Origin of the sequence: Thauera mechernichensis (genome assembly GCF_029588855.1) — a bacterium.
Taxonomy (GTDB): domain Bacteria; phylum Pseudomonadota; class Gammaproteobacteria; order Burkholderiales; family Rhodocyclaceae; genus Thauera; species Thauera mechernichensis.
The window spans coordinates 440,206-463,357 of the sequence record NZ_JARQZE010000003.1; the positions used below are offsets into that span (position 1 = coordinate 440,206).

A 23,152-nucleotide genomic window follows, 5' to 3' on the forward strand; every position below is an offset into this window, starting at 1 on the left:
TCAGGCGAGGACAGCCAGCAGTTCGGCGATCGCCTCGTCCTTGTCCGCATCGGCCGCCTCGCCTGCCCACTCGGGGTGGGCACGGGCACGGCCGAGCGCCGCTGGCAGCGCCCCGCTGCGCCACTGGCGGACGACCGGGTCGACCGCTGACTCGACTGCCGGCGCGACCGCCGCCGTTGCGGCTGCGCGACCGAGCTCGATCGGCTGCATCGCAGCGTGACCGCGACCTTCCAGCGCTGCAAGCAGTTCGCGCTGGCGCAGTGCGACGATACGCAGGATGGCATCGTCGACCGTCAGTTCGCGGTGGCCGCGCAACCTGGCGGCGATGCGCTCGCCATAGTGCCCGAAGGTCTGCCACAGGCCACCGGCGAGGGCACCGAGCGCCGCCGCGGCACCCAGCGTGATGCCGCCCACCATCAGGTCCACACCGACGCCGGCGGCCGCCCCCGCCGCGGCGCCGGTGCCCAGGCGAACGCCCATCTGGCGCAAGGTCTCGGGGTTGAAGAGGTCATCCTCCCAGCGTCCGTCGGCGAGCGGCAGTTCGTCGAGCCGGGCATCATCGGGGCGGAAGCGGTACAGGCGCAGCAAGGCATCGACACAGGCCTGTTCGCGCGCGCGCACCACGGCGTGCAGGCGCTCGACCGCGGCCTTCAGCGCAGCCTCGCTGGCCTCGCCGGCGGGCTCGTCGATACGGTCGCGACGGGCGGCGAGTTCCACCAGCAGTTCGGCAACGAGGCGTTGCGCGGCCTCGCGGCGAGCATCGGCTTCGCGCGCACGCGCATCGATGAGCGCCTGCAGCCGAGGGCGATGGGCGTGGATCAGGGTAGCGAGTGTGTCGAACAGCTCGCGCTCGCCGTCGAGCGGCGGCGCCACGGTGTCGAAGCTCACCACCGCATGCAGGCCGAGGCGCGCGAGCGCGGCGCGCCAGTCGGCCACCCGCGCATTCGGCGCGGCGACAAAGTTGAGCACCGGTAGCACGGGACGGGCGCAGGCGGCGAGCAGTTCGAGTTCGTCGCGGTGCTTGGGCAGTACGGGGTCGCGCGCATCGATCACGTACAGCGCGGCATCGCTCGCCAGCATCTGCCGCAACACCTTGGCCTCCTGCTCGAAGCGGCCACGCGCCGCCTCGCTGGCGAGAAAGCGTGCGACACGCTCCGGCCCGTCCACACGCTCGCCTGCTGCGACCAGGCCATCGCTGAACTCCAGCAACGCGATCGCATCCTCCATGCCGGGCGTATCGAAGAGCTCGGCCGCTGGCAAGCCGTCGGCCATCAGGCGCAGGCCCTCGACATGGCGCGTGGTGCCAGCGCAGTCCGATACCTCGCCAAAACCCACGTCCCGCGCCAGGGTGCGCAGCAGCGAGGTCTTGCCGGTGTTGGTGTGGCCGACCACGGCCAGGCGCAAGGTGTCATTCATCGCGTGCATGCATTCATCCTTCGCCGCCCGCCTGTTCCAGCCAGGCGAGCGCTGCGGCCTCATCCTCGACCAGGGCGCCATCGAGCCCAAGGCGGGCAAGACCATCGCGCCACTGCGGCAGGCGCGCGGCAGGCCGGCCGGCAGTGCGCGCCCAGACCTTGATTGCGGCACTGCGGTCAGCCAGGTCGGCGACGAGCCCGAGACTGCCGCGATCCGGTGTCTGGCGCGCATCCACCGCGACCAGCAGGCGCGCGGGCGGGCGAGCCGCAAGCCGCTCCAGAAGGGTACGGCGCTGCTCACGCGAGTCGATGCGTCCGCCGTCCTGCCAGGGCATCCCAGACCGCTGCGGTGGCCAATCGAGGTCTTCTCCAAGTTCGAGCGCCACGGCGATCACGTCGTCCGCAGCAGACGCCGCTGCCGCGTGGCGTTGCGGTCGCGGCATGCGGGCGGGCTCGGGATCGCTGACGCCGATGCGCAGGCTATCGGGCATCAACAGCGGGCGCAGGCGGGCATACCCCGGCAGCGACACGTCCAGGCCGATGCGGCCGAGGCCACGCTGCCACAAGCCCGCACACAGCAGTGCCAGCGCCAGGCGCGGCAGCACGCCATAGACCACGACCGCACCGAGCAACCAGCCCGCCCATGCGCGTCGACCAGCCTCCTCCAGCATCGGCGCGTCGCCGCTGGCCGCGACCAGCGCAGCGTCGGGCACCGGGAAGCCGATTGCCGCCGGCAGCGCGCCAAGCGCCGCGCTGAGACTGATGAAGGTGTGCGCGGGCAAAATGGTGGTCTCCCACACGAAGCCGTAGCGCCGGGTCGCCAGCAGCACCAGCACACCCAGCGCCGCGCCCAGCAGTGCCGCCAGCCACAGCGCGTGGCTCACCGCGCCGATGCCCCACGCGGCCAGGCGTCCGCGCGCCAGCAGACTGCCGAGCGCGGCGGGCAGATCGGCAGCCGCCTGGCTGCGGTCGAGGACGCCCACCAGCCTGAGCCACGCGCGCCCAAGCAGGCCACCGCGGCCAGGGCCGCCCCCCATGCGCCCCTGCAGCCCAAGGCCGAACAGCCACAGCAGCAGACTCAGCACATGCACGCCGAGCAGACCACCGACGGCCCTCACCACGTTGATCGGTCGCCCGCCATCGCCGAGCACACCCGCAGCGGCCGCAAAGCCGGCGAGCAGCGCGAGCAGGAGCGCAAGCGCGAGCAGCATGCGCGCACGCCCATGCCAGCGTACGACCGCATCGCACCAGCCCATGCGCGCACCAAGCAGCGCGGCACGCTGCAGCACGCGCGCGCCGAAGTCAGGGCCGGCCTTGCGCGCCTGGGCATTGGCTTCGTCGTCGTCGAGAGGCCCGTGCCGCGTCTCATGGCGGCGCACCAGCTCGGCCAGCCAGTGCACTTCGAGCCGGCCCAAGCGGTGGCTGCTTGCCTCAGAGGCGCTCAAGGGTGTTTGTCCGCGATCCATGGCCTGCAAGGATAGCAATAGCGGCCGCCACAAAGCAGCGCACTTGCATTGCAAAGAAGATGCCCATCGTTGACCACAGTCAATCACCTTGCCAGGAAAAGGGTTAGCCTTCGGGTTTCGACCTCAGCCATGTAAAACCATGACGACCGACCTCTTCCACTGGTCCGATGAGTTCAGCGTCGGGCTGCAGGAGATCGACGAACAGCACAAGGAACTCGTCGACCTGCTCAACCAACTGCATGAGGCAATCCGGGAGCATCACGGCTCCGCGACCTCGCGCCAGATACTGGACAAGCTCGCCGACTACACACGCACGCACTTCGCCGTAGAGGAAAGCCTGATGCGGGTGTCGAACTACCCCGAGTTCGCTGCGCACAAGCAGAACCACGAAGATCTGATCGGCCAGGTGCGCGCACTGCAGGAAAAGCTCGATACCGGGCAGGCCACCATCACCTTCGAACTGCTGCACTTCCTCAAGGTGTGGCTGACTCGCCATATCAACGAGGCCGACAAGCGCTTCGGAGCCTACTTCATCGAATCCGGCGGCGAGACCAAGTGGTCCGATCACGTCGAGCAGGCGATGAAGAAGCGCAAATGGTGGTGGAAGTTCTGGTAAGCCGCCGCCAACAATCGCCAATCGATCAACCGCAAACTCGACCCCACGAGGACACGATGCACAGACGCACCCCGCCGTTCAAGGCCTTGATTGGACTCTGCCTGGCCGCCGGCCTGCTCTCCGGCCCGGCACAGGCCGACAACCACGCCTGCCCCGACCTCAAGACCGCCGTACAGGTCGCCGCCTGCCCGACCGAGGCCGAGCTCAAGTACACCTACATGGGCTTCTGTGGCGACAACGCGCGCCTGTACGGCCGTGACGTGCTGACCTGCTCGACCTTCGAGAACTACAAGGAAGCGAAGAACATCGCCATGTGGGAGTCTGCCGACGGCAAGTTCAGCGGCTACCTGTCGTGCAATGTGCCGGCCGAACAGATCCACGCCTCGAAGCCGCTGCGCATGAGCAGCGACAGCAAGAACGGCCTCACCCGACTGGTGTGCGACTACGAGAACGACCACCGCATGGTCTATCGCAGCAAGCAGGCCTGCAAGGTCGCCGTGGCCGATTGCAGCACCGGCGACTGCACTGCCGAATGTGAGTAAGGCTGCAGGTGGGCGCCCCGGCTGACGGGGCCCCACCACCTCACCGCCAGCCGCCGCCCAGGGCCTTGTACAAGGCGACGCGGTTCACCGCATCGCTCAGGCGCGTGCCGATCAGCTCGAGCTGCGCCCCGTACAGGCTGCGTTGCGCATCGAGCAGGTTGAGATAGCTGTCCACCCCACCCTTGTAGCGCGCCTCGGACAGCTCGAAGCTGCGCTGCGTCGCCTGCACCAGTGCCTGGCGCGCCGCGAGCTGCTCGGCAAGCGTGGCACGCTCGGCGAGCGCGTCGGCCACCTCGCGGAAGGCCGATTGAATCGCCTTCTCGTACTGCGCGACATTGATGTCACGCTGGATCTCGGCCACGTCCAGGCTCGCCTGCAGACGGCCGGCCTCGAAGATCGGGATGCGGATCTGCGGCACGAAGCTCCACGCCCCCGAACCCGCGTCGAACAAGCCATCGAGCGTGCTGCTCGCGGTCCCCGCGCTGGCGGTGAGCGTGATGCGCGGGAAGAAGGCTGCGCGCGCCGCGCCGATGCTCGCATTGGCCGCCATCAACGCGCGCTCGGCCTGCGCCACATCGGGCCGGCGCACCAGCACCTCCGAGGACAGATCTGCCGGCAGCACCGGCACGGCGGCCACGCTGTCGTCCAGCGCCGGGGGCTGCAAGCCGGCCGGGACAGCGGCACCGACGAGCAGCGCGAGCGCATTCTCATCCTGCGCCACCAGCGCGGCATAACGTGCGGCGTCGGCACGTGCCGTCTGCAGCAGGGTCTCGGCCTGGTTGAGGTCGAGCGCCGACACCGCGCCCAGTTCCAGGCTGCGGCGCACCAGCGTCACCGACTGCTGGCGCGTCTCCAGCGTGCTGCGCGCCAGCGCCAGGCGCTCGCGGTCGGCAGCCAGGCGCAACCAGGCGTTGGCGACCTCGGCCACCAGGCTGACCTGCGCGCTGCGGCGCGCCTCTTCGGTGCCGAGATAGACCTGCAGGGCCTGCTCCTCGAGACTGCGCACGCGGCCGAAAAAGTCCAGTTCGTAGGATGCGAAACCGAGGTTGGCCGAATACTGGCGGCTGATGGCGGACTCGCCGCTCATGTTGAGGTCGCCCGGCACGCGCTGCGCGCTCTGCCCGCCGCTGACCGCGATCGACGGCAACAGATCTGCACGCTGGATGCCGTACTGCGCCCGCGCACGCTCGATGTTGAGCGCTGCGATGCGCAGGTCACGGTTGTTGTCGAGGGCGAGCGCGATCACCCCGCGCAGGCGCTCGTCGGCAAAGTAGTCGGCCCAGGCAGCGCTGTCGCCCGCCTGCGCGCTGACCGGCCCGGCGCTCTGCTGGGTCTGCGGCAAGCTCGCCGGCACCGGCGCCACCGGACGCTCGTAGGCCGGCATCATCGAGCACGCACCCAGGGCGCTGGCCGCCAGCGCCACCATCAAGGCGCGCAGCGGCGGGCGGCGGCGGCTCGCCCGCGCCGGCTGCGACGCAGCACCTGCGGCCGCAATGTTGGAAACATGGTCAATCATTTCAACGTCCCTCCTGGGCAGCGGGCGCAGTCGCCGCAGCGCCGGACTTGTCCGGGAAAATGCGCTTGATCACGACATAGAACAGCGGCACGAAGAAGATGCCGAGCAGGGTCGCGGAGATCGTGCCGCCGAGCACGCCGGTACCGATCGCGTTCTGGCTGCCGGCACCGGCGCCGGTGGCGATCGCCAGCGGCAGCACGCCAAACCCGAAGGCCAGCGAGGTCATCAGGATCGGCCGCAAGCGCATGCGCACCGCGGCGAGCGTGGCCGACACCAGGTCCTTGCCCTGTTCCTCCATCTGCGCCTTGGCGAACTCCACGATCAGGATCGCGTTCTTGGACGACAGGCCGATGGTGGCGAGCAGGCCGACCTGGAAATACACGTCGTTGGACAGCCCGCGTCCGGTCGCCGCCATCAGCGCGCCGAGCACGCCGAGCGGGACCACCAGCATCACCGCAAAAGGCACCGACCAGCTCTCGTACAGCGCCGCCAGGCACAGGAACACCACCAGCAGCGACAAGGCATACAGTGCCGGTGCCTGCGACCCGCTGCGACGTTCCTCGTAAGACGTGCCCGACCAGTCGTAGCCGATGCCCGGCGGCAGCTTGGCCATGATCTCCTCGACCGCCTGCATCGCCTCGCCGGACGAAAGCCCGGGGGCAGCCTGGCCGAGGAGCTCCATCGACGGCTGGCCGTTGAAGCGCTCGAGACGCGGCGAACCATAGGTCCAGTGCGAGCTGGCAAAGGCCGAGAACGGCACCATGTCGCCCGCCTTGTTGCGCACGAACCACTGGTCGAGGTCTTCCGGCGTCATGCGCGCGGCGGCATCGCCCTGCAGATACACTTTCTTGATGCGGCCGCGATCGAGGAAGTCGTTCACGTAGCTACCGCCCCAGGCGGTGGCGAGCGTGTCGTTGATGTCGGCGATGGACAGGCCGAGTGCGCCCGCCCTGGCATGATCGACGTCGAGCTTGAGCTCGGGCATGTCTTCCTGGCCGTTCGGGCGCACGCCCACCAGACGCGGATCCTGCGCCGCCATGCCGAGGAACTGGTTGCGTGCGGCGAGCAGGGCGTCATGGCCGAGACCCGAGCGGTCCTGCATCTGCACCGTGAAGCCACCCGAGGTGCCGAGCTCGATCACCGCCGGCGGCACGAAGGCGAACACCATGGCCTCGCGGATCTGCGAGAAAGCGCCCATCGCTCGGCCGGCGACCGATTTCACATCCATGCCCGGTGCCTTGCGTTCGTCCCAGTGCTTGAGATTGACGAAGCCGATGCCCATGTGCTGGCCGCTGCCACCGAAGGAGAAGCCGGCGACGGTGAAGATCGCACGCACGGTGTCCTTCTCGTTCTCGAGGAAATGGTCCTCGACCTTCTTCAGCACCTCCAGCGTGCGCTCCTGGGTCGCCCCGGCGGGGAGCACGACCTGATTGAACATCACGCCCTGGTCTTCCTCCGGCAGAAAGGAGGTCGGCATGCGCATGAACAACAGGCCGAGCACCGCAACGATGGCAAGGTAGATTGCCAGGAAGCGCACGCTGCGCTTGAGGATGCCGCCAACGGCGGACTCGTAGCGCCGCGTGCTGCGGTCGAAGCTGCGGTTGAACCAGGTGAAGAAGCCGCCCAGCAGGCCACCTTCGCCATGACCATGACCTTGCTGCACCGGTTTGAGCATGGTTGCGCACAACGCCGGGGTGAACACGATCGCCACCAGCACTGACAGCGCCATCGCGGACACGATGGTGATCGAGAACTGGCGGTAGATCACGCCGGTCGAGCCGCCGAAGAAGGCCATCGGCACGAACACGGCCGACAGCACCAGGCCGATGCCGATCAGTGCGCTGGTGATCTGGTCCATCGAGCGCTTGGTGGCCTCCTTGGGCGGCAGGCCCTCCTCGGTCATGACGCGCTCGACGTTCTCCACCACGACGATGGCGTCATCGACCAGCAGGCCGATCGCCAGCACCATGCCGAACATGGTCAGCGTATTGATCGAGAAGCCAAACGCCGCCATCAGGCCGAAGGTGCCGAGGAGCACCACCGGAATTGCCATGGTCGGGATCAGGGTCGCGCGCAGGTTCTGCAGGAACAGGTACATGACCAGGAAGACCAGCACCACCGCCTCGATCAGGGTCATCACCACCGACTGGATGGAGATCTTGACGAAGGGCGTAGTGTCGTAGGGCACGACGTACTGCACCCCGGCAGGGAAGTAGCGCTGCATGTCATCGAGTCGGGCGCGCACCGCGGTCGCGGTGTCGAGCGCGTTGGCCCCCGAAGCCAGGCGGATGCCGACGCCCGCGGCGGGCTGGCCGTTGAAGCGGGCGACGGTGCCGTAGTTCTCGGCACCGATCTCGACGCGCGCCACGTCGCGCAGCCGCACCTCGCCGCCCTGCGCGCTGCTGCGCAGCAGGATGTCCTCGAACTGTTCCGCAGTCTGCAGCCGGCTCTGCGCCGTGATGGTGGCGGTGAAGCCCTGACCGGGCACGGCGGGCGTACCGCCGAGCTGGCCGGCGGACACCTCGGCGTTCTGCGCCTGCAAGGCCTGGCGCACGTCGCCCGGCGTGAGGCGGAAATTGGTCAGCTTCGCGGGGTCGAGCCAGACCCGCATCGCGTACTGGGAGCCGAACACCTGAACCTCGCCGACCCCCTCGACCCGCGACAGCGGATCCTGCACCGAGGACACGAGGAAATCCGACAGGTCGGTGCCCGACTGCGTGCCATCTTCCGACACGAAGCCGACCACCATCAGGAAGTTGGCCGCCGACTTGGCGACGGTCACCCCCTGCTGCTGCACCGGCTGCGGCAGCAGCGGCAGCGCCGTCTGCATCTTGTTCTGCACCTGCACCTGGGCAATATCGGGGTCGGTGTCGGCCGAAAAGGTCAGCGTCACCGCGGCATTGCCGTAGGAGTCACTGGTGGACTTCATGTACAGCAGGCCATCGAGCCCGGTCATCTTCTGCTCGATGATCTGCGTCACCGAGTCCTCGACCGCCTTGGCCGAAGCGCCGGGATAGCGCGCGTTGATGACGATGGCCGGCGGTGCGATGGAGGGATACTGCGATACCGGCAGCTGCTGGATGGACAGCGCGCCGGCAAGCATGATGACGATGGCGATGACCCACGCGAAGATGGGTCGGTCGATGAAAAAGCGGGCCATGGTGGCTACCTCACTGCTGGGCCGCGGCGGCCGGCGCCACGCCGGCCTGGTCGGGCTGCACGGTCACGCCGGGGCGAACGCGCTGCAGGCCCTCGGTGATGACGCGCTCGCCCTCCTGCAGGCCACCGCCCAGCACCCACTTGTCGCCGAACGCCTGCACGACCTCTACCGGACGCGCCTGAACCACGTTCTGCTCATCGACCACCATCACCAGCGCACTGCCGCGCGCGTCGCGCACCACAGCCGCATGCGGCACCAGCACCGCCTCGGCGCGCACGCCTTGCGGCAGGCGCGCACGGACGTACATGCCCGGCAGCAGGTCACCCGTGGGGTTGGGGAACTCGGCGCGCAGCGTCACGCTGCCCGTGCCTTCGTCCACCGTCACCTCGGACAGGGCCAGGCGGCCCGCCGCTGCGTACTCGCTGCCGTCTTCGAGCAGCAGCCGGACTTCCACAGCGCCGCCGGCACCACGCTGCACGCGGCCCGATTCGACCTCGCGACGCAGGCGCAGCATGTCGGCGCTGGACTGCGTGAGGTCGACATAGATGGGGTCGAGGCGCTGCACGGTGGCGAGCGCCTGTGCCTGGTTGGCGGTGACCAAGGCCCCCGGCGTCACCGCCGAGCGGCCGATCCGGCCCGCGATCGGCGCCTTGAGCTGGGTGTAGTCGAGGTCGATCTTCGCCTTGTCGACTGCGGCCTTCGCGGCGGCAACCTCGGCACGCGCCTGCTTGAGCGCGGCCTGCGCATCGTCGTTGGCCTGCTTGCTGACCGCCTCGATCGCCACCAGCCCGGCATGGCGTTCCGCACGCAGCCGCGCCGCATCGGCATTGGCCTCGGCGCGCGCCAGGCTGGCACGGGCACTGTCGTAGGCGGCCTGATAGGGTGCCGCATCGATGCGGTACAGGACCTGGCCTGCCTTGACCTCGCTGCCCTCATTGAAGGCGCGCTGGGTCAGGATGCCGGTGACCTGCGGGCGCAGTTCGGCAATCAATGACGGCGTGGTGCGCCCGGGCAACTCCACCACCATGGGCACGGATTCGGTCTGGACAGTGATGACGGTGACGGCCGGCGCCGGCGGCGCGCCCGCCGCGGCCGCGGCACCGCCATTGCCCTGGCCGCAGCCGGCGAGGAAGACAGCGCCCAGGACCAGCGACAGCGCCGCGGCTGCGCGTGACAGGGGAATGCGGGAGAAGTGCATGGGTCAGGCCTCTCTTGAGCAAGCAAGCCCTTGCTCCACCCCAGCTCCTGGCCAGCGCGAACAAGACCTGCTCTTTAGAATGGTTATTCTAGATTGAACGCTCATTCTATGTTAGTCTCTGCTGCAGTGCAAGATCGAAAAGACGATCCACGGCCAGGATCGCAGGAGACCATTACATGCCCACATCATCCAGCACGACCGACCACACCCGCGCCGAGGCGCGCCGCCAGCAGATTCTGTGCGCCGCCGCGCAGTGCTTTCGCGAGCACGGCTTCCATGGCGCCAGCATAGCGCAGATCTCGAAGAGCGCCGGCATGAGTGCCGGCCACATCTATCACTACTTCGACAACAAGGAGGCGATCATCGCCGCCATCGTGGCGCAGGATCTTGAGGGTCTGTTGAAGCTGAGTGCCGAACTGAGGGCAGCGGGCGATATCGGACAGGCCCTTATCGAGCGCGCGGCCGAAGGCGTCGCAGACCAACTGGACCCCGCCACCGCCGGGCTCAAGCTCGAGATCGTCGCTGAGGCCGCGCGCAACCCCCGCGTCTGCGAGATCGTCCGCGAAGCAGACACGATCTGCCGGCAAAGCCTCGCCGAGACCCTGAGCGCCGTGCGGCGCGCGAACGGCCACAGGGACGGTGCGGAGCGCATCGACAGCATGGTCGAGGCCCTGGCGACCCTCTTCGAGGGCCTGCTGCTACGCAGCATCCGCAACCCGGACCTTGATCGCGCACGCCTGACGCGCGAAGTTCAGGACATGATCGCAGCCCTGATCCAGCGCCCCTGAGACTCCGCAAGCGCAGTCTCAGAGGTAGCCGAGCCTACCCGGTAGCCAGAGCGCGATCTGCGGGAAGGCGATCACCAGCGCCAACCCGGCCCCCATCGCCAGCACCAGCCAGATCACCCAGCGGAAGGTCTCCTCCATGCCGATGCCGGCGATGCGAGAGGTGATCATCAGCGAGATCGCCATCGGCGGGGTGAACTGGCCGATGGCCAGGTTGATCGTCATCATCACGCCGAACCACACCAGGTCCCAGCCCATCGCCACTGCAATCGGCACCAGCAGCGGCAGCAGGATCAGGAAGATCGAGATGGCATCGAGGAACATCCCCGCCGCCAGCAGCAGAAGGTTGATCGAAAGCAGCATCAGCCACTCGCTCGAGTGCAGGCCCACCAGCGCCTTGGCCGCAGCGTCGAAGATGCCCAGGGTGTTGCCCGCCCAGGCGAACACCGAGGCGATGCCGATGATCATCAGCACCACGGCAGAAAGCTCGGCCGCGTCCACCAGGATGCGGAACAGACCCCGGAAGCTGATGCTGCGATACACCACCATACCGACGAAGATGCCGTAGGCCACCGCCACGACGGCGGCCTCGGTCGGGGTGAACAGGCCGGTGCGCAGACCACCTAGGATGATCACCGGCGCCAGCAGACCCCAGATCGCATCGATGAAGCTCTTGCCCAGCGGCGGGCGCTCGGCCTTGTAGTCGCGGCCGAAGCCATGGCGGCGGCTGATGATGATCGCCGGCACGAGCAGACACAGCGCGGCAATCATGCCCGGGAACAGCCCGGCAGCGAACAGCGCCGGCACGGTGGCGGCCGGCACCATCACGCTGTAGACGATGAAGGCCACCGAGGGCGGGATGACGATCGCGGTCGAGCCAGCGGCCGCGATCAGTCCAGAGGAAAAGCCTTTGGGATAACCGCGCGCCACCATCGACGGCAGCATCACCGCCGCCACCGCCGCTGCGTCGGCCGGGCCCGAGCCCGAGATCCCGCCCAGCAGCATGGATACCAGCACCGCCACCACTGCGAGCGAGCCGGTCCATTCGCCCACCATGGCGGTGACGAAGCGCACCAGACGCACCGCCACGCCCGAGCGCTCGAAGATCATGCCTGCCAGGATGAACATCGGGATCGCCAGCAGCGGATACTTTGCAATACCGGCATAGATGTTGGTCGGCACCGCGAGCTGGTCAAAGCCGGCCATCGCCAGCACCGCAACGCTGGCCACGCCGAGCGCCACGGCCAGCGGCATGCCCGCCACGAGCGCCAGCAGGAACAGGCCGATAAGAACGCTGCCGGTCATGACGGCCTCCGCAGCCGGGTGACCACCAGGCGCAGCACCAGCGCGAGCGCCAGCACCGGCATCCACACCGTGTACCACCACTGCGGCACGCCCAGCGCAGGCGAGGTCTCTTCGAAGCGGTACTGGTCCCAGGTGAGCTTTCCGGCGTAGAAGGCGATGAAGGCGAACAGGCTGGCGGTGACCGCGAAGGACAGCCAGTCGAGCACAGCGCGCGCGCGCCGTGGCAGCTTGTCGGCGAAGAAGCTGACGCGGATGTGGCGATCGAAGGCGAATGCCGCCGACGAGCCGAGGAAGGACAACACGATGAGGAGCGCGATCGAGAACTCCTCCGTGGCGGCGAAGGACTTCGAGGTGAAGTAGCGCGCCAGCACGTTACCGAAGGTGATCAGCACGATCATGCCCATGACGACCCCCGACAGAACCTGTTCGATGGTGTAGGGGACAGACGGTGAGTCTTCGCTCGGCGGCAGTTCGGTATTCATCGGCGATAGCGGGCTGGAGGCAGAAAAAGCAAGGCCGGGCAGGCCATGTGCGGCACTGCCCGGCTGGATGATGGCGCAGAAGGCGGTCAGCGCTTGGCGATGTCTTCCTCGGCCTGTTTGACGAGGTCGGCGCCGATGCGCTCGGCCCACTCCTTATAGACGCCGGCAGTGGCAGCCCGGAACGCTTCGCGCTCGGCATCGGACAGACGCACAACCTCGACGCCGTTGGCCTCGATCTCCTTCAGCAGGGAGTCGTCCTCGGCCGAAATGCCGGCGCGCGCACGGGCGAGTTCCTCGGCCGCAGCCTGCACGGCGGCTTCCTGCACCGCCTTGCGATCAGCCTCGGACCAGGAATTCCACACGTTCTTGTTGACCACGAAGATCAGCGGGTCGGCAACGTAGCCCCACAGGGTCAAGTTCTTCTGGCCAACGGTGTGCAGCTTGGCGGCGTTGAACACGGCGAGCGGGTTCTCCTGGCCGTCGACCGCGCCTGTGGCCATCGCCGGCTGGGCGTCAGCCCAGCTCATCTGCGTCGGGTTGGCACCGAGCGCGTTAAAGGTGGCGAGGAAGAGCGGCGACCCCACCACGCGCATCTTCATGCCCTTGACATCGTCCGGGGTGCGGATCGGCTTCTTCGAGTTCGATACCTCGCGGAAGCCGTTCTCGCCCCACGCCAGCGGCACCACGTCGCGCTCGGCGAGGATCTCGAACATCTTCTGGCCAACGCGGCCCTGGGTCAGGGCGTCGATCGCCTTGTGGTCGGGCATCAGGAAGGGCAGCGCAAACAGGTTGAGCTCGCGCACCTGCGGCGACCAGTTGATCGTCGAGCCTACCGCCATGTCGATGATGCCCTGGCGCAGCGCAGTGAATTCCTTTGTTTGGTCGCCCGACACCAGGGCGGCGCCCGGGTACACCTTGACGTTGATGCGGCCTTCGGTCTTCTCGGCGACGAGGTCTGCCCAGCGCTTGGCACCCCACCCCCACGGGAAAGCCTCGCCGAGCACGGTCGAGAGCTTGTACTCATCCTTGTACTGCTGGGCCGTGGCCGGCATCGAGAAACCGAGCGCAGCCGAGGCAAAGAGGCTGGCAATGAGGGCGTTGAAGCGGCGTTTGTGCATGAGTCGTCTCCGTGTCGGACTTGTTTTACTCGGCCCTGCCGCACTGCTACGGCGGCCGAAGGCAAGGGGAGGCCCGATTCTACAAACCAGGGCCGCTCCCGGCCAGCACGACTGCCGCCGCGCAGGCGGCACACTCAGCCCGGCACCGCCCGCAGGAAGGCCACCAGCCGCCCCATGTTGTGCTCCAGGTCGGCAAAGGACTCGTGATCGCCGGCCAGCGTCAGCAGTTCGACCGGGGTATCGCCGCGCGCCGCGAAGATCTGCCGCGCCTCGGCAATCGGCACCACCTCGTCATCCTCGCCATGGATCAGCAGCACCGGGCGGCGGATGCGACCGATGGTCGCGACCGGCGCGATGTCGTCGAAGCGGTGGCCGATGGTCTTCTGTACGTAATCGAGGATGTAGCGCCCCACTGGCTTTTCCGGAATACGCTTGACGGCGAGCCAGCGCCGCATCATCGCCGCCGGATGCGAGAACGCGGCGACGCTGACCACGGCGGCCACCTGTGGCGTGCGCGCGGCCGCCAGCAACACTGCGCCCGCCCCCACCGAATGCCCGAACAGCGCGATACGGCGCGGATCGACCCCGGCCCGTGTGGCCAGCCAGGCGAAGGCATGCTCGGCGTCCTCGGCGAAGCGCGGCAGTGAGGCGAAGCTGTCGTCGTCGCTCGCGCCATGGCAGCGCGCATCGACGAACAGCGTGGCGAAGCCGGCCTCGTGCAGCGGGCGCGCCAGCGGCAGCATCAGCGCGGCGTTGCCGCCCCAGCCGTGCATCACCACCAGTGCCGGCGCGGCAGCGGACGCCCCCGGCGCGGGGATGAACCAGGCGTGCAGCGTACGGCCGTTGGCGGTGGCGATGCGTGGCGCGTCGAAGTCGAGCCCGAGCGCCGCCGGGTCGGTGTGGTGCGCCACCCGCGGCGCCGCCAGCCCCTTGCGGATACCCCAATGCACCAGCGCACGGCCGCCGGCCAGCGCCGCCGCACCTGCGGTGAAAGCCGTGAGCAGCCCCGGCGCGCCCATCACGTCGCCCTCACGAACTCAGCCCCGCCCACCACAGGCGGGCGCGCAGCCCCCAGCCCGTGCTGTAGCCGAGCGATACGGAGCGGATCGCCCCCGCCGCATCCACCACGACGAAGGCCGGCACGCCACGCAGGCCATAGGCCTGGGCGATGCGGCCATCGGCGTCGATCGCGGTCGGCCAGTCGAGCCCGCGCCCGGCCAGCACCGCGGCCACGGCCGCCGCGTCGCCCGACTGCATCGCCACCGACAGCACCGGATGGTCAGCCTGAACGGCATCGATCGTGCCCTCCTGCGCGGTGCAGATCGGACACCAGTCGGCCCAGAAGTAGACCCCGACCGCCCTGCCCGGATGCGCGGCGCGCCACTCGGCCAGGCTCAGCGGCTGGCCATCGGCGGCCAAGGCGGCAAAGTCGGGCGCCGGGCCGGCAGGCACGTCGCGTGCCATCCAGGCCTGGATGGCCAGGAAGAGGCCGATGAAGATCGCGATCTCGAGCGCCCAGCGCCGCCAGCGCGGCCGCTTGCGGACCGGCACGGCACCTGCCTCGTCGCGTGAAGGGTCTGGATTCATGCCCGTCATCGTACGTCGATCCAGCGCCGCACGTCGCCCTCACGCTCGAACAGGCGCCAGTCGCCGCCACGGCCGCACAGGCCAAACACGAAAGGTTCGCGGCCGCGCCCCGGGGTCACGAAGCGCAGGTCGCGGAAGGCGGCGCACACCTGCCCGTCGGCATCGCGCTCGGCATGGTCGAGCACCGGGAACATCGCGAACCAGCGATAGAAGGCGAAATCCTCGGCCTGCCACACCTTCTCGGCCAGCTCGCGGCCGTCACCGTTGCCGAAGCGCTCGGCCACCTGCCACTGCGCCATCGCCACCGGCATGTAGGGTGCGGAGAAGCGGCGGATGAAGTTGTCGGCTTCCGTCACCACCAACGGCGTGCTGCGCCGCGTGTTGATGTGGGCGTAGTGATAGCGCTCGCCGTCGAACACGATCGCCGTCCAGTTGAACGGCGACGCCGGGCGCGGCGCTGCATCCACCTCGACCACGGCAATGCCCTTGGCCGAAGCGTAGGCGCGCGCGGCGTCGATCGCCTCGGCGCGCCCCGTCGCCTGCACGCCCACCCAGGCGGCGAGCAGGACCAGCGCCGCCGTCGCCGGCACCCGGCTGCTGCGCCACAGCGCACTGGCGAGCAGGCCGGCCACGATGATGCCGGTGAAGGGCAGGTCGATGATGAAGGTGGTGCCCCAGCCGAAGCGATGGTCGGAGAACGGCGCCAGGATCATGGTGCCGAACTGGGTGATGAGATCGCCCAGGATGTGTACGAAGATCGCCGCGCACACCACCGGGTAGAAGCCCTGCCAGCCCGCCCCCGGGCGGCCGCCGCGCGACCAGATGCGTGCCAGCAACCACGCGATCAGCAGCCCCCACAAGGGCAGCAGGATGAGCGAGTGGGTGACGCCGCGGTGCCCGCGCAGGTAGGTGAGCTCGGAGATCCAGCCGAGCACGAAGTCGAGATCGGGGAAGGTCGCCGCGATCGTGCCGGCGACCACCATCTGCCACACCGGCGGCTGCGCAGCGCGGGAAGCGCCCGAATGGGTGCCGGCAGGTATGCGCCGACCCGCGAGCACACGGCCGATGAGGGCCCCCGAAAGGGCGTGGGTCAAGGTATCCATCGAATCCTGAGATCTTCCGTCAAATCGCTCCGCGACGCGCAGCGACACGCACGCTGACGCCGTGCCAGGGTCCGCGTCATTGTGGCTTGAAGCGTCTGTCGATCGGCACGACATCAGCAAGTTCCCTGGTTTCGAACCGTTCACCGACGCGAAGTTGCGTCTCCGGCAAAGCATGGCCGGCCACAGCCGAGGCCCTGGCGGCGTCGACGGCGCGCCCCCCAAGGTCGAGCGTGCTCGACATTAACGGAAGGTGAACACCCCCTTCAGCATCGATTCAGCCCATGGCGCGCAGCATGGCATCACGGTCGAAACGAGACCGCCAACCCAAGCAAGGAGATGCAATCATGCGTGCCACCACCCTCATCGCCACCCTCGCCCTCAGCGGCGGACTCATCGGCGCGGGCGCCGCCATCGCCCCGGCGTTCGCCCAGAGCTCGGCCCCAGCCGCTGCCACGGCCCAGCCCAACTGGCTCAGCGTGCAGGATGTACTGAGCAAGCTCGAAGCCGCCGGCTACAGCGACTTCCGCGAGGTCGAGCGCGAGAAGAACAAGTACGAGGTCAAGGCCACCGACCCCCAGGGCCAGCGCGTCGAACTGGATGTCGACCCGGTCACCGGTGAGATCCTCAAGACCGAGGTCAAGCGCAACAAGTAAGCGCTTACGCGAGGGGGTGACGGCACGGCCAACGCCCCTTTCCCGGTTCCTGCCACCTGGAAGGCCCCGCCATGATCCCCGTCCTATCCGCCTTCATTGGCATCCTCGCCCTCGCATGGGGCCTCAACGTCGCCGCCCTCGACGGCGGCACCGCCTCCCTGCCCTGGCTCGTCCGCGAACAAGGCCTCTACCTCAGCGGCCTGCTCGCCATCGGCCTGATGTCGCTGGCGATGGTGCTCGCCACCCGCCCGACCATGCTCGAACGCCCGCTCGGCGGCATGGACCGCATCTTCCGCCTGCACAAATGGGCCGGCATCCTCGCCGCGGTATTCGCCGCGCTGCACTGGTTGGTCGAAATGTCGGACGACGTCATCAAGTCGATCTACGGCCGCACCGGGCGGCCGGCGCACGACGAGTTCGGCGGCCTCTACGAGCTGCTTCGTGACGCCGGCGAGGAAGTCGGCGAATTCGCCATCTACCTGGTACTGGCGATGGTCGTGCTCAGCCTGTGGAAGCGCTTCCCCTACAAGTTCTGGCGCCACCTGCACCGTGCGATGCCGGTGTTCTACCTGCTGCTCGCCTTCCATGCCACAGTGCTGGCCCCACCCTCCTACTGGACGCAGCCGGTTGGCGTACTGCTCGCGCTCTTGCTGGCCGGCGGAACGGTGGCCTCGCTGATCGCGCTGACGGGTCGGATCGGCCGCCATCGCAAGGTGCAGGGCGTGGTCACTGCGGTGTCCTCGCCCGCCCCCGACGTCACCGAGATCGTCTGTCGGCTGGACGATGCCTGGCCAGGACACCAGGCCGGGCAGTTCGCCTTCATCGGCTTCGAACGCTTCGAAGGGGCACATCCTTTCACCATCGCCAGCGCCGACCACGGCAACCGCAGCCTCACTTTCCAGATCAAGGCCCTGGGCGACTACACCCGCCAGCTCGCCAGCCGCGTAGCTGTCGGCCAGGCAGTCACGGTGGAAGGCCCCTATGGCCGCTTCGTGCTCGGCCGCCAGGACCACACTACGCGCCAGATCTGGATCGCGGGCGGCATCGGCGTCACCCCCTTCCTGGCCTGGCTCGATGCGTTGCGCGCCGCCCCCGCCGCTGCCCCGCCGGTGGAGCTGCACTACAGCACCCGCAGAGCCGCGCAAGACCCCTTCGTGGAACGCCTGCGCAGCCTGTGCGCCGAGTTGCCGAGCGTGCGCCTGCACATCCACGACCGCGCCGCCGGCGACGACCTGACGCCCGAACGCCTCGCCGCTACGGCCACCACCGGCCAGCGCGCGGAAGTCTGGTTCTGCGGTCCGCGCGGCTTCGGCGACCAGCTCAAGGCCGGGCTCGCACGGCTGTGGGGACGACGGCTGCGCTTCCGCCGCGAGGCGTTCGAGATGCGGTAAAGGCAGCCAGGCGCGGCAAAGTGCACGTCTTCATCTCCTGACCTGATATCCGGGTTTACACATCGGGTAAGCTTGCGCCACACCTCCCCGGACCACGGACAATATGGCGTGCTTCATGTCAGGACTGATCCCATGCCGCTCGGCAAGCTTTTTCAGCTCTCGCTGAAAAGCCGCATTTCGTTGCTGACGCTGGCGGTCTTCCTGGTCGGCGTGTGGTCGATCGCCTTTTACGCCACGCAACGCCTGCAGCGCGACATGCTCGCGCTGCTCGGCACGCAGCAGTTCTCGGCCGTCTCCACGGTCGCCGGGCAGCTCGACAATGAGCTCAGGACACGCCTGCAGGCGCTGGACCGCTTCGCGGGCGAAGTCCCGGTGGCGCTCATGAGCGATGCGGCCGGGCTGCAGAAATACATCGCCACGCGCACCGACCTGCTCGCCCTGTTCAACGGCGGGATACGCGTCAACGATGCGGCGGCCAACACGGCCGCCAGCATGCCTTACTCACCCGAGCGCATCGGCGCCAATTACGCCGACCGCGACTACATGGTCACCGCCTTGCGCGACGGCAGGACCAGCATCGGGCGCCCCATCCTCGGCAGGGTATTGAACGCGCCGGTCCTGGGGCTGGCAGCCCCGATTCGAGACGGTACGGGCGCAATCGTCGGCGCCGTGGTCGGCGCCATCAACCTCGGCGAACCGAGCTTCTTCGACAGCATGACCAACAGCCGCCTCGGCCAGAGCGGCGGCTACCTGCTCATCGCGCCCCAGCACGGCCTGATCGTCACCGGCACCGACAAGTCGCGGATCATGGCGCCGATGCCGCCACTTGGTGTCAATCGGAACCACGACCGCTTCGTTGCCGGCTACGAGGGCTATGGCGTTGCGGTCAGCTCGCGTGGCGTGGAGGAGATCGCGGCCGCCAAGCGGATCCCTGCTGCCGACTGGTTCCTCGTCGGCACCCTGCCCACTGCCGAAGCCCTCGCGCCCATCCACGCCACGCAGCGGCGCGTGATGGGCGTTGCCGCGCTGTTCAGCGTGCTCGCCGGCCTCGTGGCGTGGCTGCTCGTGCGCCACATGTTGCGGCGCCAGTTCGCACCCATGGTGTCGGCAACGCAGGCCTTGTCCGGCATGGCACAGCCCCAGGGCGCAGCGCTGCAGCCCTTGGCCGTGCTCCACGACGACGAGGTCGGCCAGCTCATCGTCAGCTTCAACCGCCTGATCGAGTCGGTCAGGCGCAATGAAGAGGCGCTCAAGCAGGACATCGTCGAACGCATGCGGGTGGAGGCTGCGCTGCGGGCAAGCGAAGAGAAGCACCGCGTGCTGTTCGAGACCTCGCGCGACGCCATCATGACGCTGGCGCCCCCTTCATGGCGGTTCGCCACCTGCAATCGCGCGGCGATCGCGCTGTTCGGCGCCGACGACGAAGCCGACTTCATCTCGCGGACACCCTGGGATTACTCGCCCGCACTGCAGCCGGACGGCAGCCCGTCGGCCGCCAAGGCGAGGGAGATGATGGAGACCGCCCTGGCCGAGGGCTCGCTCCTGTTCGAGTGGGAGCACCGGCGCCTGAACGGAGTGACCTTCCTCACCTCGGTGCTGCTGTCGCGCTTCGAGCTGGGTGGCCATACGATGCTGCAAGCCCATGTGCGCGACATCACCGAACGCCGCAAGGCCGAGGAATCGATGCGCCTCGCGGCCAACGTCTTCACGCACGCCCGCGAAGGCATCGTGATCACCGACCGCGATGCCAACATCCTCGAGGTCAACCCCGCCTTCACCGACATCACCGGCTACCAGCGCGAGGACGTGCTCGGCCAGAACCCGCGCATCCTCAGCTCGGGCAAGCAGGACCAGGCCTTCTACGCCGCCATGTGGCAGGAGCTGAACACCAAGGGCAGCTGGTCGGGCGAGGTCTGGAACCGGCGCAAGGATGGCCGGGTGTATGCCGAGATGCTGACCATCAGTGCCGTGCGCGACGAGCGTGGCGAGATCAAGCACTTCATCTCGCTGCTGTCCGACATCACCGCACTCAAGGAATACCAGAACGAGCTCGAGCACATCGCCCACTACGACGGGCTCACCGGCCTGCCCAACCGGCTGTTGCTGGCCGACCGCCTGAGGCAGGCCATGAACCAGGCCCCGCGGCGCAATAAGCGCGTGGCCGTCGCCTATCTGGACCTGGACGGGTTCAAGTCGATCAACGACAACCATGGCCATGAAGTCGGCGACCACCTGCTCGCAACCCTGGCAAAGCGCCTGGCACAGGTGCTGCGCAACGGCGACACGCTGTCGCGCATCGGCGGCGACGAGTTCGTCGCCGTCTTCGTCGACCTGCCCGACCACGAGGCCAGCGTGCCGATGCTCACCCGGCTGCTCGACGCCGCCGCGCAGCCGGTGGCCCACGGCGACACCATGCTGCACGTCTCCGCCAGCCTGGGCGTGACCTTCTTCCCGCAAAGCGAGGAGATCGACGCCGACCAGCTGCTGCGCCAGGCCGACCAGGCGATGTACCAGGCCAAGCAGGCGGGCAAGAACCGCTACCACATCTTCGACGCCGAACAGGACCGCAACGTACGGGGCCTGCACGAGAGCCTGGAGCACATCCGCCAAGCGCTGGCGCAGCGGCAGTTCGTCCTCCACTACCAGCCCAAGGTCAACATGCGCACGGGCGCGCTGGTCGGGGCCGAAGCCCTGATCCGCTGGCAGCACCCGCAGCGCGGCCTGCTGCCACCGGCCGCGTTCCTGCCCGTCATCGAGGGCCATCCGCTTGCCATCGACGTGGGCGAATGGGTGATCGACACCGCATTGCAGCAGATCGAAGCCTGGCGCACGGACGGGCTGTCCGTCCCGGTCAGCGTCAATGTCGGCGCCCTGCAGCTGCAGCAAGCCGACTTCGTCTCTCGCCTGCGCGCGCTGATGGCCCGCCACCCCGGCGTGCAGCCCGGCGAGCTGGAACTGGAGATCCTGGAAACCAGCGCGCTGGAAGACATCGCCGTGGTATCGCAGGTGATGGAGGCCTGCCACGACATGGGCGTCGGCTTCGCCCTAGACGACTTCGGCACCGGCTATTCGTCGCTGAGCTACCTGAAGCAACTGCCCGCCGGCCTGCTCAAGATCGACCGGAGCTTCGTGCGCGACATGCTCAACGACCCGGAAGACCTGGCCATTCTCGAAGGCGTGCTCGGCCTGGCCAGGGCGTTCCGCCGCCAGACCATCGCCGAAGGGGTGGAGACGCTGCCACACGGCGAAATGCTGCTGCGCATGGGCTGCGAATGGGGCCAGGGCTACGCGATCGCCCGTCCGATGCCCGCGCAGGAGCTCAAGCGCTGGATGGGCTCCTGGAAAACCCCGCCCAGCTGGCAAGCCGCCGCCCCCATCAGCCAGGATCGCCTGCCGGTACTCTTCGCCGCCGTGGAACAGCGCGCATGGATGGCCGCGCTCGTCGATTACCTGTCGGGCGACGGCGACCGCCCCGCACCGCCAGACACCCAGCAGTACCGCTTCGGCCACCTGCCCGACAAGGCCACCGCGGCCACGCCGGGTACGAAAGATGCCGGCCAGGCGGTGGATGCCCTGCAACGCGACATCCACCGCCTGGCTGAAGCACTGGTCGCCTTGAAGCGCGAGGGCCGCACCGACGAGGTGCGCGCACGCATCGGCGAGTTGAACGCCCTGCACGACCGTCTGGTTGAGCAACTGAACCTGTTGGGCTGAGCTGCGAGCGCGACATAGTTCTCGGACGTCATCGCATCGGCCATGCCGCATGGGTTCGGTGGACGCATAATCGGCCCATGTCCCGCCGTTACCGCAGATCCCGCCGCGATCCGGGCCTGTTCGAGATCGCTACCACGTCCGACTTTTCGCGCGAACTCGTCGACCTCATCGAATGGAAGCGCTTCGAGGATCTGTGCCGCACGTTCTATCGCGTCAAAGGCATCCGGGCCGAAACCAGCCCGCTGATTGCGGACGGCAGCGTAAAGATGGCGGCACGCGACAGCAAGCGCGGGCGCTTCCGGGGCTGCACCCCCTTCCCACGCTGCCGAGCAACACTGCAGATGCGCAGCGCCACACCCTGACCGCCACTCGGGCACACCACCTTGCGCACCAACCACGTCCTGATCGATTTCGAGAACGTTCACGTCAAGTCACTCGACCTACTCGATGGCGAACACTATCGCGTCATCGTCTTCCTGGGCCCCAAGAACACGAAGCTACCCGTCGAACTCGTCATCGCCATGCAAAAATTCGGCGCGCGCGGCGAGTACGTGATGCTGGAATAACCGGGTGCGAACGCACTGGACTTCCATATCGCATTCCACCTCGGACGGCTCGCCACCGAAGACCCGAGCGGCTTCTTCCACATCATCTCGAAAGACACAGGCTTCGACCCGCTCATCCAGCACCTGAAGGCCCGCAAGGTATTCTCCGCACGCTCGACATCGATCGAGCAAATGCCATGCTTTCGCGCCGGCTCCACCCCTGCACCTGCACCTGCACCCAAGAGCTTGCCGGCCAGCCAACCCGAGGTGACCGCCCCCAGCACGGTCGACGCACTCTGCACCGTGGCAATCGCGCAGCTGGTCGCCATGAAGCGAGCACGGCCGGCCAAGCTCAGCACACTGCACAGCACGATCCAGGCCAAGCTCGGGAAAGATCTACCACGCTCGACCGTGGAGAAGGTGTGCTCGGAACTGATGCGGCGGGGTATGGTAAAGGCCTCCGGGCAGCGCCTGGCCTATGCGATTCCGACGCAGGAGTGAAGAGGCCCGGCCGTGGTAATGCACGCGGAAGAGCCCTGCCGGGTAAGGCTGGATC

Annotated in this window: 20 protein-coding genes and 1 pseudogene; 10 read left to right on the plus strand and 11 right to left on the minus strand. The window is 68.1% G+C overall.

Translation table 11 applies throughout. From position 1 onward, the window contains the following. The gene (locus P7F68_RS06915) at positions 1-1,425 is read right to left on the minus strand and encodes a DUF3482 domain-containing protein (protein ID WP_277831787.1); all 1,425 of its coding nucleotides are present in this window, start codon (positions 1,423-1,425) and stop codon (positions 1-3) included. A gap of 4 nt (positions 1,426-1,429) precedes the next feature. Further along, a complete protein-coding gene (locus P7F68_RS06920; protein WP_277831788.1) occupies positions 1,430-2,860 on the minus strand; it encodes a DUF2868 domain-containing protein in 1,431 nt (476 codons plus the stop codon). A gap of 160 nt (positions 2,861-3,020) precedes the next feature. Here P7F68_RS06920 and P7F68_RS06925 point away from each other — a divergent pair, with 160 nt between their 5' ends. Together P7F68_RS06925 and P7F68_RS06930 are read left to right on the plus strand one after the other, a co-directional pair. Further along, the gene (locus tag P7F68_RS06925) at positions 3,021-3,497 is read left to right on the plus strand and encodes a bacteriohemerythrin (RefSeq protein ID WP_002930632.1); all 477 of its coding nucleotides are present in this window, start codon (positions 3,021-3,023) and stop codon (positions 3,495-3,497) included. 56 nt (positions 3,498-3,553) lie between these two features. Next, a complete protein-coding gene (locus P7F68_RS06930; RefSeq protein ID WP_002930634.1) occupies positions 3,554-4,039 on the plus strand; it encodes a hypothetical protein in 486 nt (161 codons plus the stop codon). A 40-nt stretch (positions 4,040-4,079) separates the two neighbouring features. On the opposite strand, the gene adeC is transcribed toward P7F68_RS06930, so the two are convergent. The 3 genes from adeC to P7F68_RS06945 all read right to left on the minus strand — a co-directional run bounded on the left by adeC (position 4,080) and on the right by P7F68_RS06945 (position 9,913). Further along, positions 4,080-5,465 carry an AdeC/AdeK/OprM family multidrug efflux complex outer membrane factor gene (adeC, locus tag P7F68_RS06935; protein WP_277831840.1) on the minus strand — a complete coding sequence of 462 codons (1,386 nt, stop codon included), beginning with the start codon at positions 5,463-5,465 and terminating at the stop codon, positions 4,080-4,082. A 91-nt stretch (positions 5,466-5,556) separates the two neighbouring features. Further along, positions 5,557-8,715: an efflux RND transporter permease subunit gene (locus P7F68_RS06940; RefSeq protein WP_002930645.1), complete on the minus strand. Its 3,159-nt coding sequence runs from the start codon at positions 8,713-8,715 to the stop codon at positions 5,557-5,559. 10 nt (positions 8,716-8,725) lie between these two features. Continuing rightward, positions 8,726-9,913: an efflux RND transporter periplasmic adaptor subunit gene (locus tag P7F68_RS06945; protein ID WP_277831791.1), complete on the minus strand. Its 1,188-nt coding sequence runs from the start codon at positions 9,911-9,913 to the stop codon at positions 8,726-8,728. Positions 9,914-10,089: 176 nt separating this feature from the next. Between P7F68_RS06945 and P7F68_RS06950 the strand changes: the two genes are divergently transcribed. Then, a complete protein-coding gene (locus P7F68_RS06950; protein ID WP_277831793.1) occupies positions 10,090-10,701 on the plus strand; it encodes a TetR/AcrR family transcriptional regulator in 612 nt (203 codons plus the stop codon). An 18-nt stretch (positions 10,702-10,719) separates the two neighbouring features. Here P7F68_RS06950 and P7F68_RS06955 read toward each other — a convergent pair whose 3' ends face one another. From P7F68_RS06955 to P7F68_RS06980, 6 genes are all read right to left on the minus strand, one after another. After that, the gene (locus tag P7F68_RS06955) at positions 10,720-12,003 is read right to left on the minus strand and encodes a TRAP transporter large permease (protein ID WP_270068672.1); all 1,284 of its coding nucleotides are present in this window, start codon (positions 12,001-12,003) and stop codon (positions 10,720-10,722) included. Continuing rightward, the gene (locus P7F68_RS06960; RefSeq protein ID WP_270068673.1) at positions 12,000-12,485 is read right to left on the minus strand and encodes a TRAP transporter small permease; all 486 of its coding nucleotides are present in this window, start codon (positions 12,483-12,485) and stop codon (positions 12,000-12,002) included. Before P7F68_RS06960 ends, P7F68_RS06955 begins: the two co-directional genes overlap by 4 nt. Positions 12,486-12,571: 86 nt before the next feature. Next, positions 12,572-13,603 (minus strand): DctP family TRAP transporter solute-binding subunit, encoded by a 1,032-nt coding sequence (locus P7F68_RS06965; RefSeq protein WP_270068674.1) that lies wholly within the window; start codon positions 13,601-13,603, stop codon positions 12,572-12,574. A 134-nt stretch (positions 13,604-13,737) separates the two neighbouring features. Further along, positions 13,738-14,622, minus strand: coding sequence for an alpha/beta hydrolase (locus P7F68_RS06970; RefSeq protein ID WP_277831800.1), 885 nt, complete (start codon positions 14,620-14,622; stop codon positions 13,738-13,740). Between the two features lie 10 nt (positions 14,623-14,632). Further along, positions 14,633-15,199, minus strand: coding sequence for a redoxin family protein (locus tag P7F68_RS06975; protein WP_277831802.1), 567 nt, complete (start codon positions 15,197-15,199; stop codon positions 14,633-14,635). Continuing rightward, positions 15,196-16,293 carry a metal-dependent hydrolase gene (locus P7F68_RS06980; RefSeq protein ID WP_277831804.1) on the minus strand — a complete coding sequence of 366 codons (1,098 nt, stop codon included), beginning with the start codon at positions 16,291-16,293 and terminating at the stop codon, positions 15,196-15,198. The genes P7F68_RS06975 and P7F68_RS06980 overlap by 4 nt, the downstream gene beginning before the upstream one ends. A 344-nt stretch (positions 16,294-16,637) precedes the next feature. On the opposite strand from P7F68_RS06980, the gene P7F68_RS06985 reads away from it, so the two are divergent. From P7F68_RS06985 to P7F68_RS07010, 7 genes and pseudogenes are all read left to right on the plus strand, one after another. After that, positions 16,638-16,946 carry a PepSY domain-containing protein gene (locus P7F68_RS06985; protein WP_002944126.1) on the plus strand — a complete coding sequence of 103 codons (309 nt, stop codon included), beginning with the start codon at positions 16,638-16,640 and terminating at the stop codon, positions 16,944-16,946. A gap of 71 nt (positions 16,947-17,017) precedes the next feature. Further along, the gene (locus P7F68_RS06990; RefSeq protein WP_277831808.1) at positions 17,018-18,337 is read left to right on the plus strand and encodes a ferredoxin reductase family protein; all 1,320 of its coding nucleotides are present in this window, start codon (positions 17,018-17,020) and stop codon (positions 18,335-18,337) included. Positions 18,338-18,469: 132 nt separating this feature from the next. Next, positions 18,470-22,051, plus strand: a complete 3,582-nt coding sequence (locus P7F68_RS06995) for a bifunctional diguanylate cyclase/phosphodiesterase (protein ID WP_277831810.1) — start codon at positions 18,470-18,472, stop codon at positions 22,049-22,051. A gap of 77 nt (positions 22,052-22,128) precedes the next feature. Further along, positions 22,129-22,413 carry a hypothetical protein gene (locus tag P7F68_RS07000; protein ID WP_002944134.1) on the plus strand — a complete coding sequence of 95 codons (285 nt, stop codon included), beginning with the start codon at positions 22,129-22,131 and terminating at the stop codon, positions 22,411-22,413. A gap of 21 nt (positions 22,414-22,434) precedes the next feature. Further along, entirely contained in the window at positions 22,435-22,617 is a 183-nt protein-coding gene (locus P7F68_RS07005) for a hypothetical protein (protein ID WP_277831813.1), read from the plus strand. Between the two features lie 15 nt (positions 22,618-22,632). After that, positions 22,633-22,737, plus strand: a pseudogene (locus P7F68_RS19960) (PIN domain-containing protein); the annotation flags it as partial. 51 nt (positions 22,738-22,788) lie between these two features. Beyond that, the gene (locus P7F68_RS07010) at positions 22,789-23,097 is read left to right on the plus strand and encodes a hypothetical protein (protein WP_277831815.1); all 309 of its coding nucleotides are present in this window, start codon (positions 22,789-22,791) and stop codon (positions 23,095-23,097) included. The last annotated feature ends 55 nt before the right edge of the window (positions 23,098-23,152 follow it).

Coding starts and splice junctions, on each gene's coding strand:
- P7F68_RS06930 (WP_002930634.1), top strand. CDS start 3,554: ATGCACAGACGCACCCCGCCGTTCAAGGCCTTGATTGGACTCTGCCTG.
- P7F68_RS06950 (WP_277831793.1), top strand. CDS start 10,090: ATGCCCACATCATCCAGCACGACCGACCACACCCGCGCCGAGGCGCGC.
- P7F68_RS06915 (WP_277831787.1), bottom strand. CDS start 1,425: ATGCACGCGATGAATGACACCTTGCGCCTGGCCGTGGTCGGCCACACC.
- P7F68_RS07010 (WP_277831815.1), top strand. CDS start 22,789: ATGCCATGCTTTCGCGCCGGCTCCACCCCTGCACCTGCACCTGCACCC.
- P7F68_RS06995 (WP_277831810.1), top strand. CDS start 18,470: ATGCCGCTCGGCAAGCTTTTTCAGCTCTCGCTGAAAAGCCGCATTTCG.
- P7F68_RS06945 (WP_277831791.1), bottom strand. CDS start 9,913: ATGCACTTCTCCCGCATTCCCCTGTCACGCGCAGCCGCGGCGCTGTCG.
- P7F68_RS06955 (WP_270068672.1), bottom strand. CDS start 12,003: ATGACCGGCAGCGTTCTTATCGGCCTGTTCCTGCTGGCGCTCGTGGCG.
- P7F68_RS06925 (WP_002930632.1), top strand. CDS start 3,021: ATGACGACCGACCTCTTCCACTGGTCCGATGAGTTCAGCGTCGGGCTG.
- adeC (WP_277831840.1), bottom strand. CDS start 5,465: ATGGTGGCGCTGGCGGCCAGCGCCCTGGGTGCGTGCTCGATGATGCCG.
- P7F68_RS06980 (WP_277831804.1), bottom strand. CDS start 16,293: ATGGATACCTTGACCCACGCCCTTTCGGGGGCCCTCATCGGCCGTGTG.
- P7F68_RS06940 (WP_002930645.1), bottom strand. CDS start 8,715: ATGGCCCGCTTTTTCATCGACCGACCCATCTTCGCGTGGGTCATCGCC.
- P7F68_RS07000 (WP_002944134.1), top strand. CDS start 22,129: ATGTCCCGCCGTTACCGCAGATCCCGCCGCGATCCGGGCCTGTTCGAG.
- P7F68_RS06970 (WP_277831800.1), bottom strand. CDS start 14,622: ATGGGCGCGCCGGGGCTGCTCACGGCTTTCACCGCAGGTGCGGCGGCG.
- P7F68_RS06975 (WP_277831802.1), bottom strand. CDS start 15,199: ATGACGGGCATGAATCCAGACCCTTCACGCGACGAGGCAGGTGCCGTG.
- P7F68_RS06960 (WP_270068673.1), bottom strand. CDS start 12,485: ATGAATACCGAACTGCCGCCGAGCGAAGACTCACCGTCTGTCCCCTAC.
- P7F68_RS06965 (WP_270068674.1), bottom strand. CDS start 13,603: ATGCACAAACGCCGCTTCAACGCCCTCATTGCCAGCCTCTTTGCCTCG.
- P7F68_RS06990 (WP_277831808.1), top strand. CDS start 17,018: ATGATCCCCGTCCTATCCGCCTTCATTGGCATCCTCGCCCTCGCATGG.
- P7F68_RS06985 (WP_002944126.1), top strand. CDS start 16,638: ATGCGTGCCACCACCCTCATCGCCACCCTCGCCCTCAGCGGCGGACTC.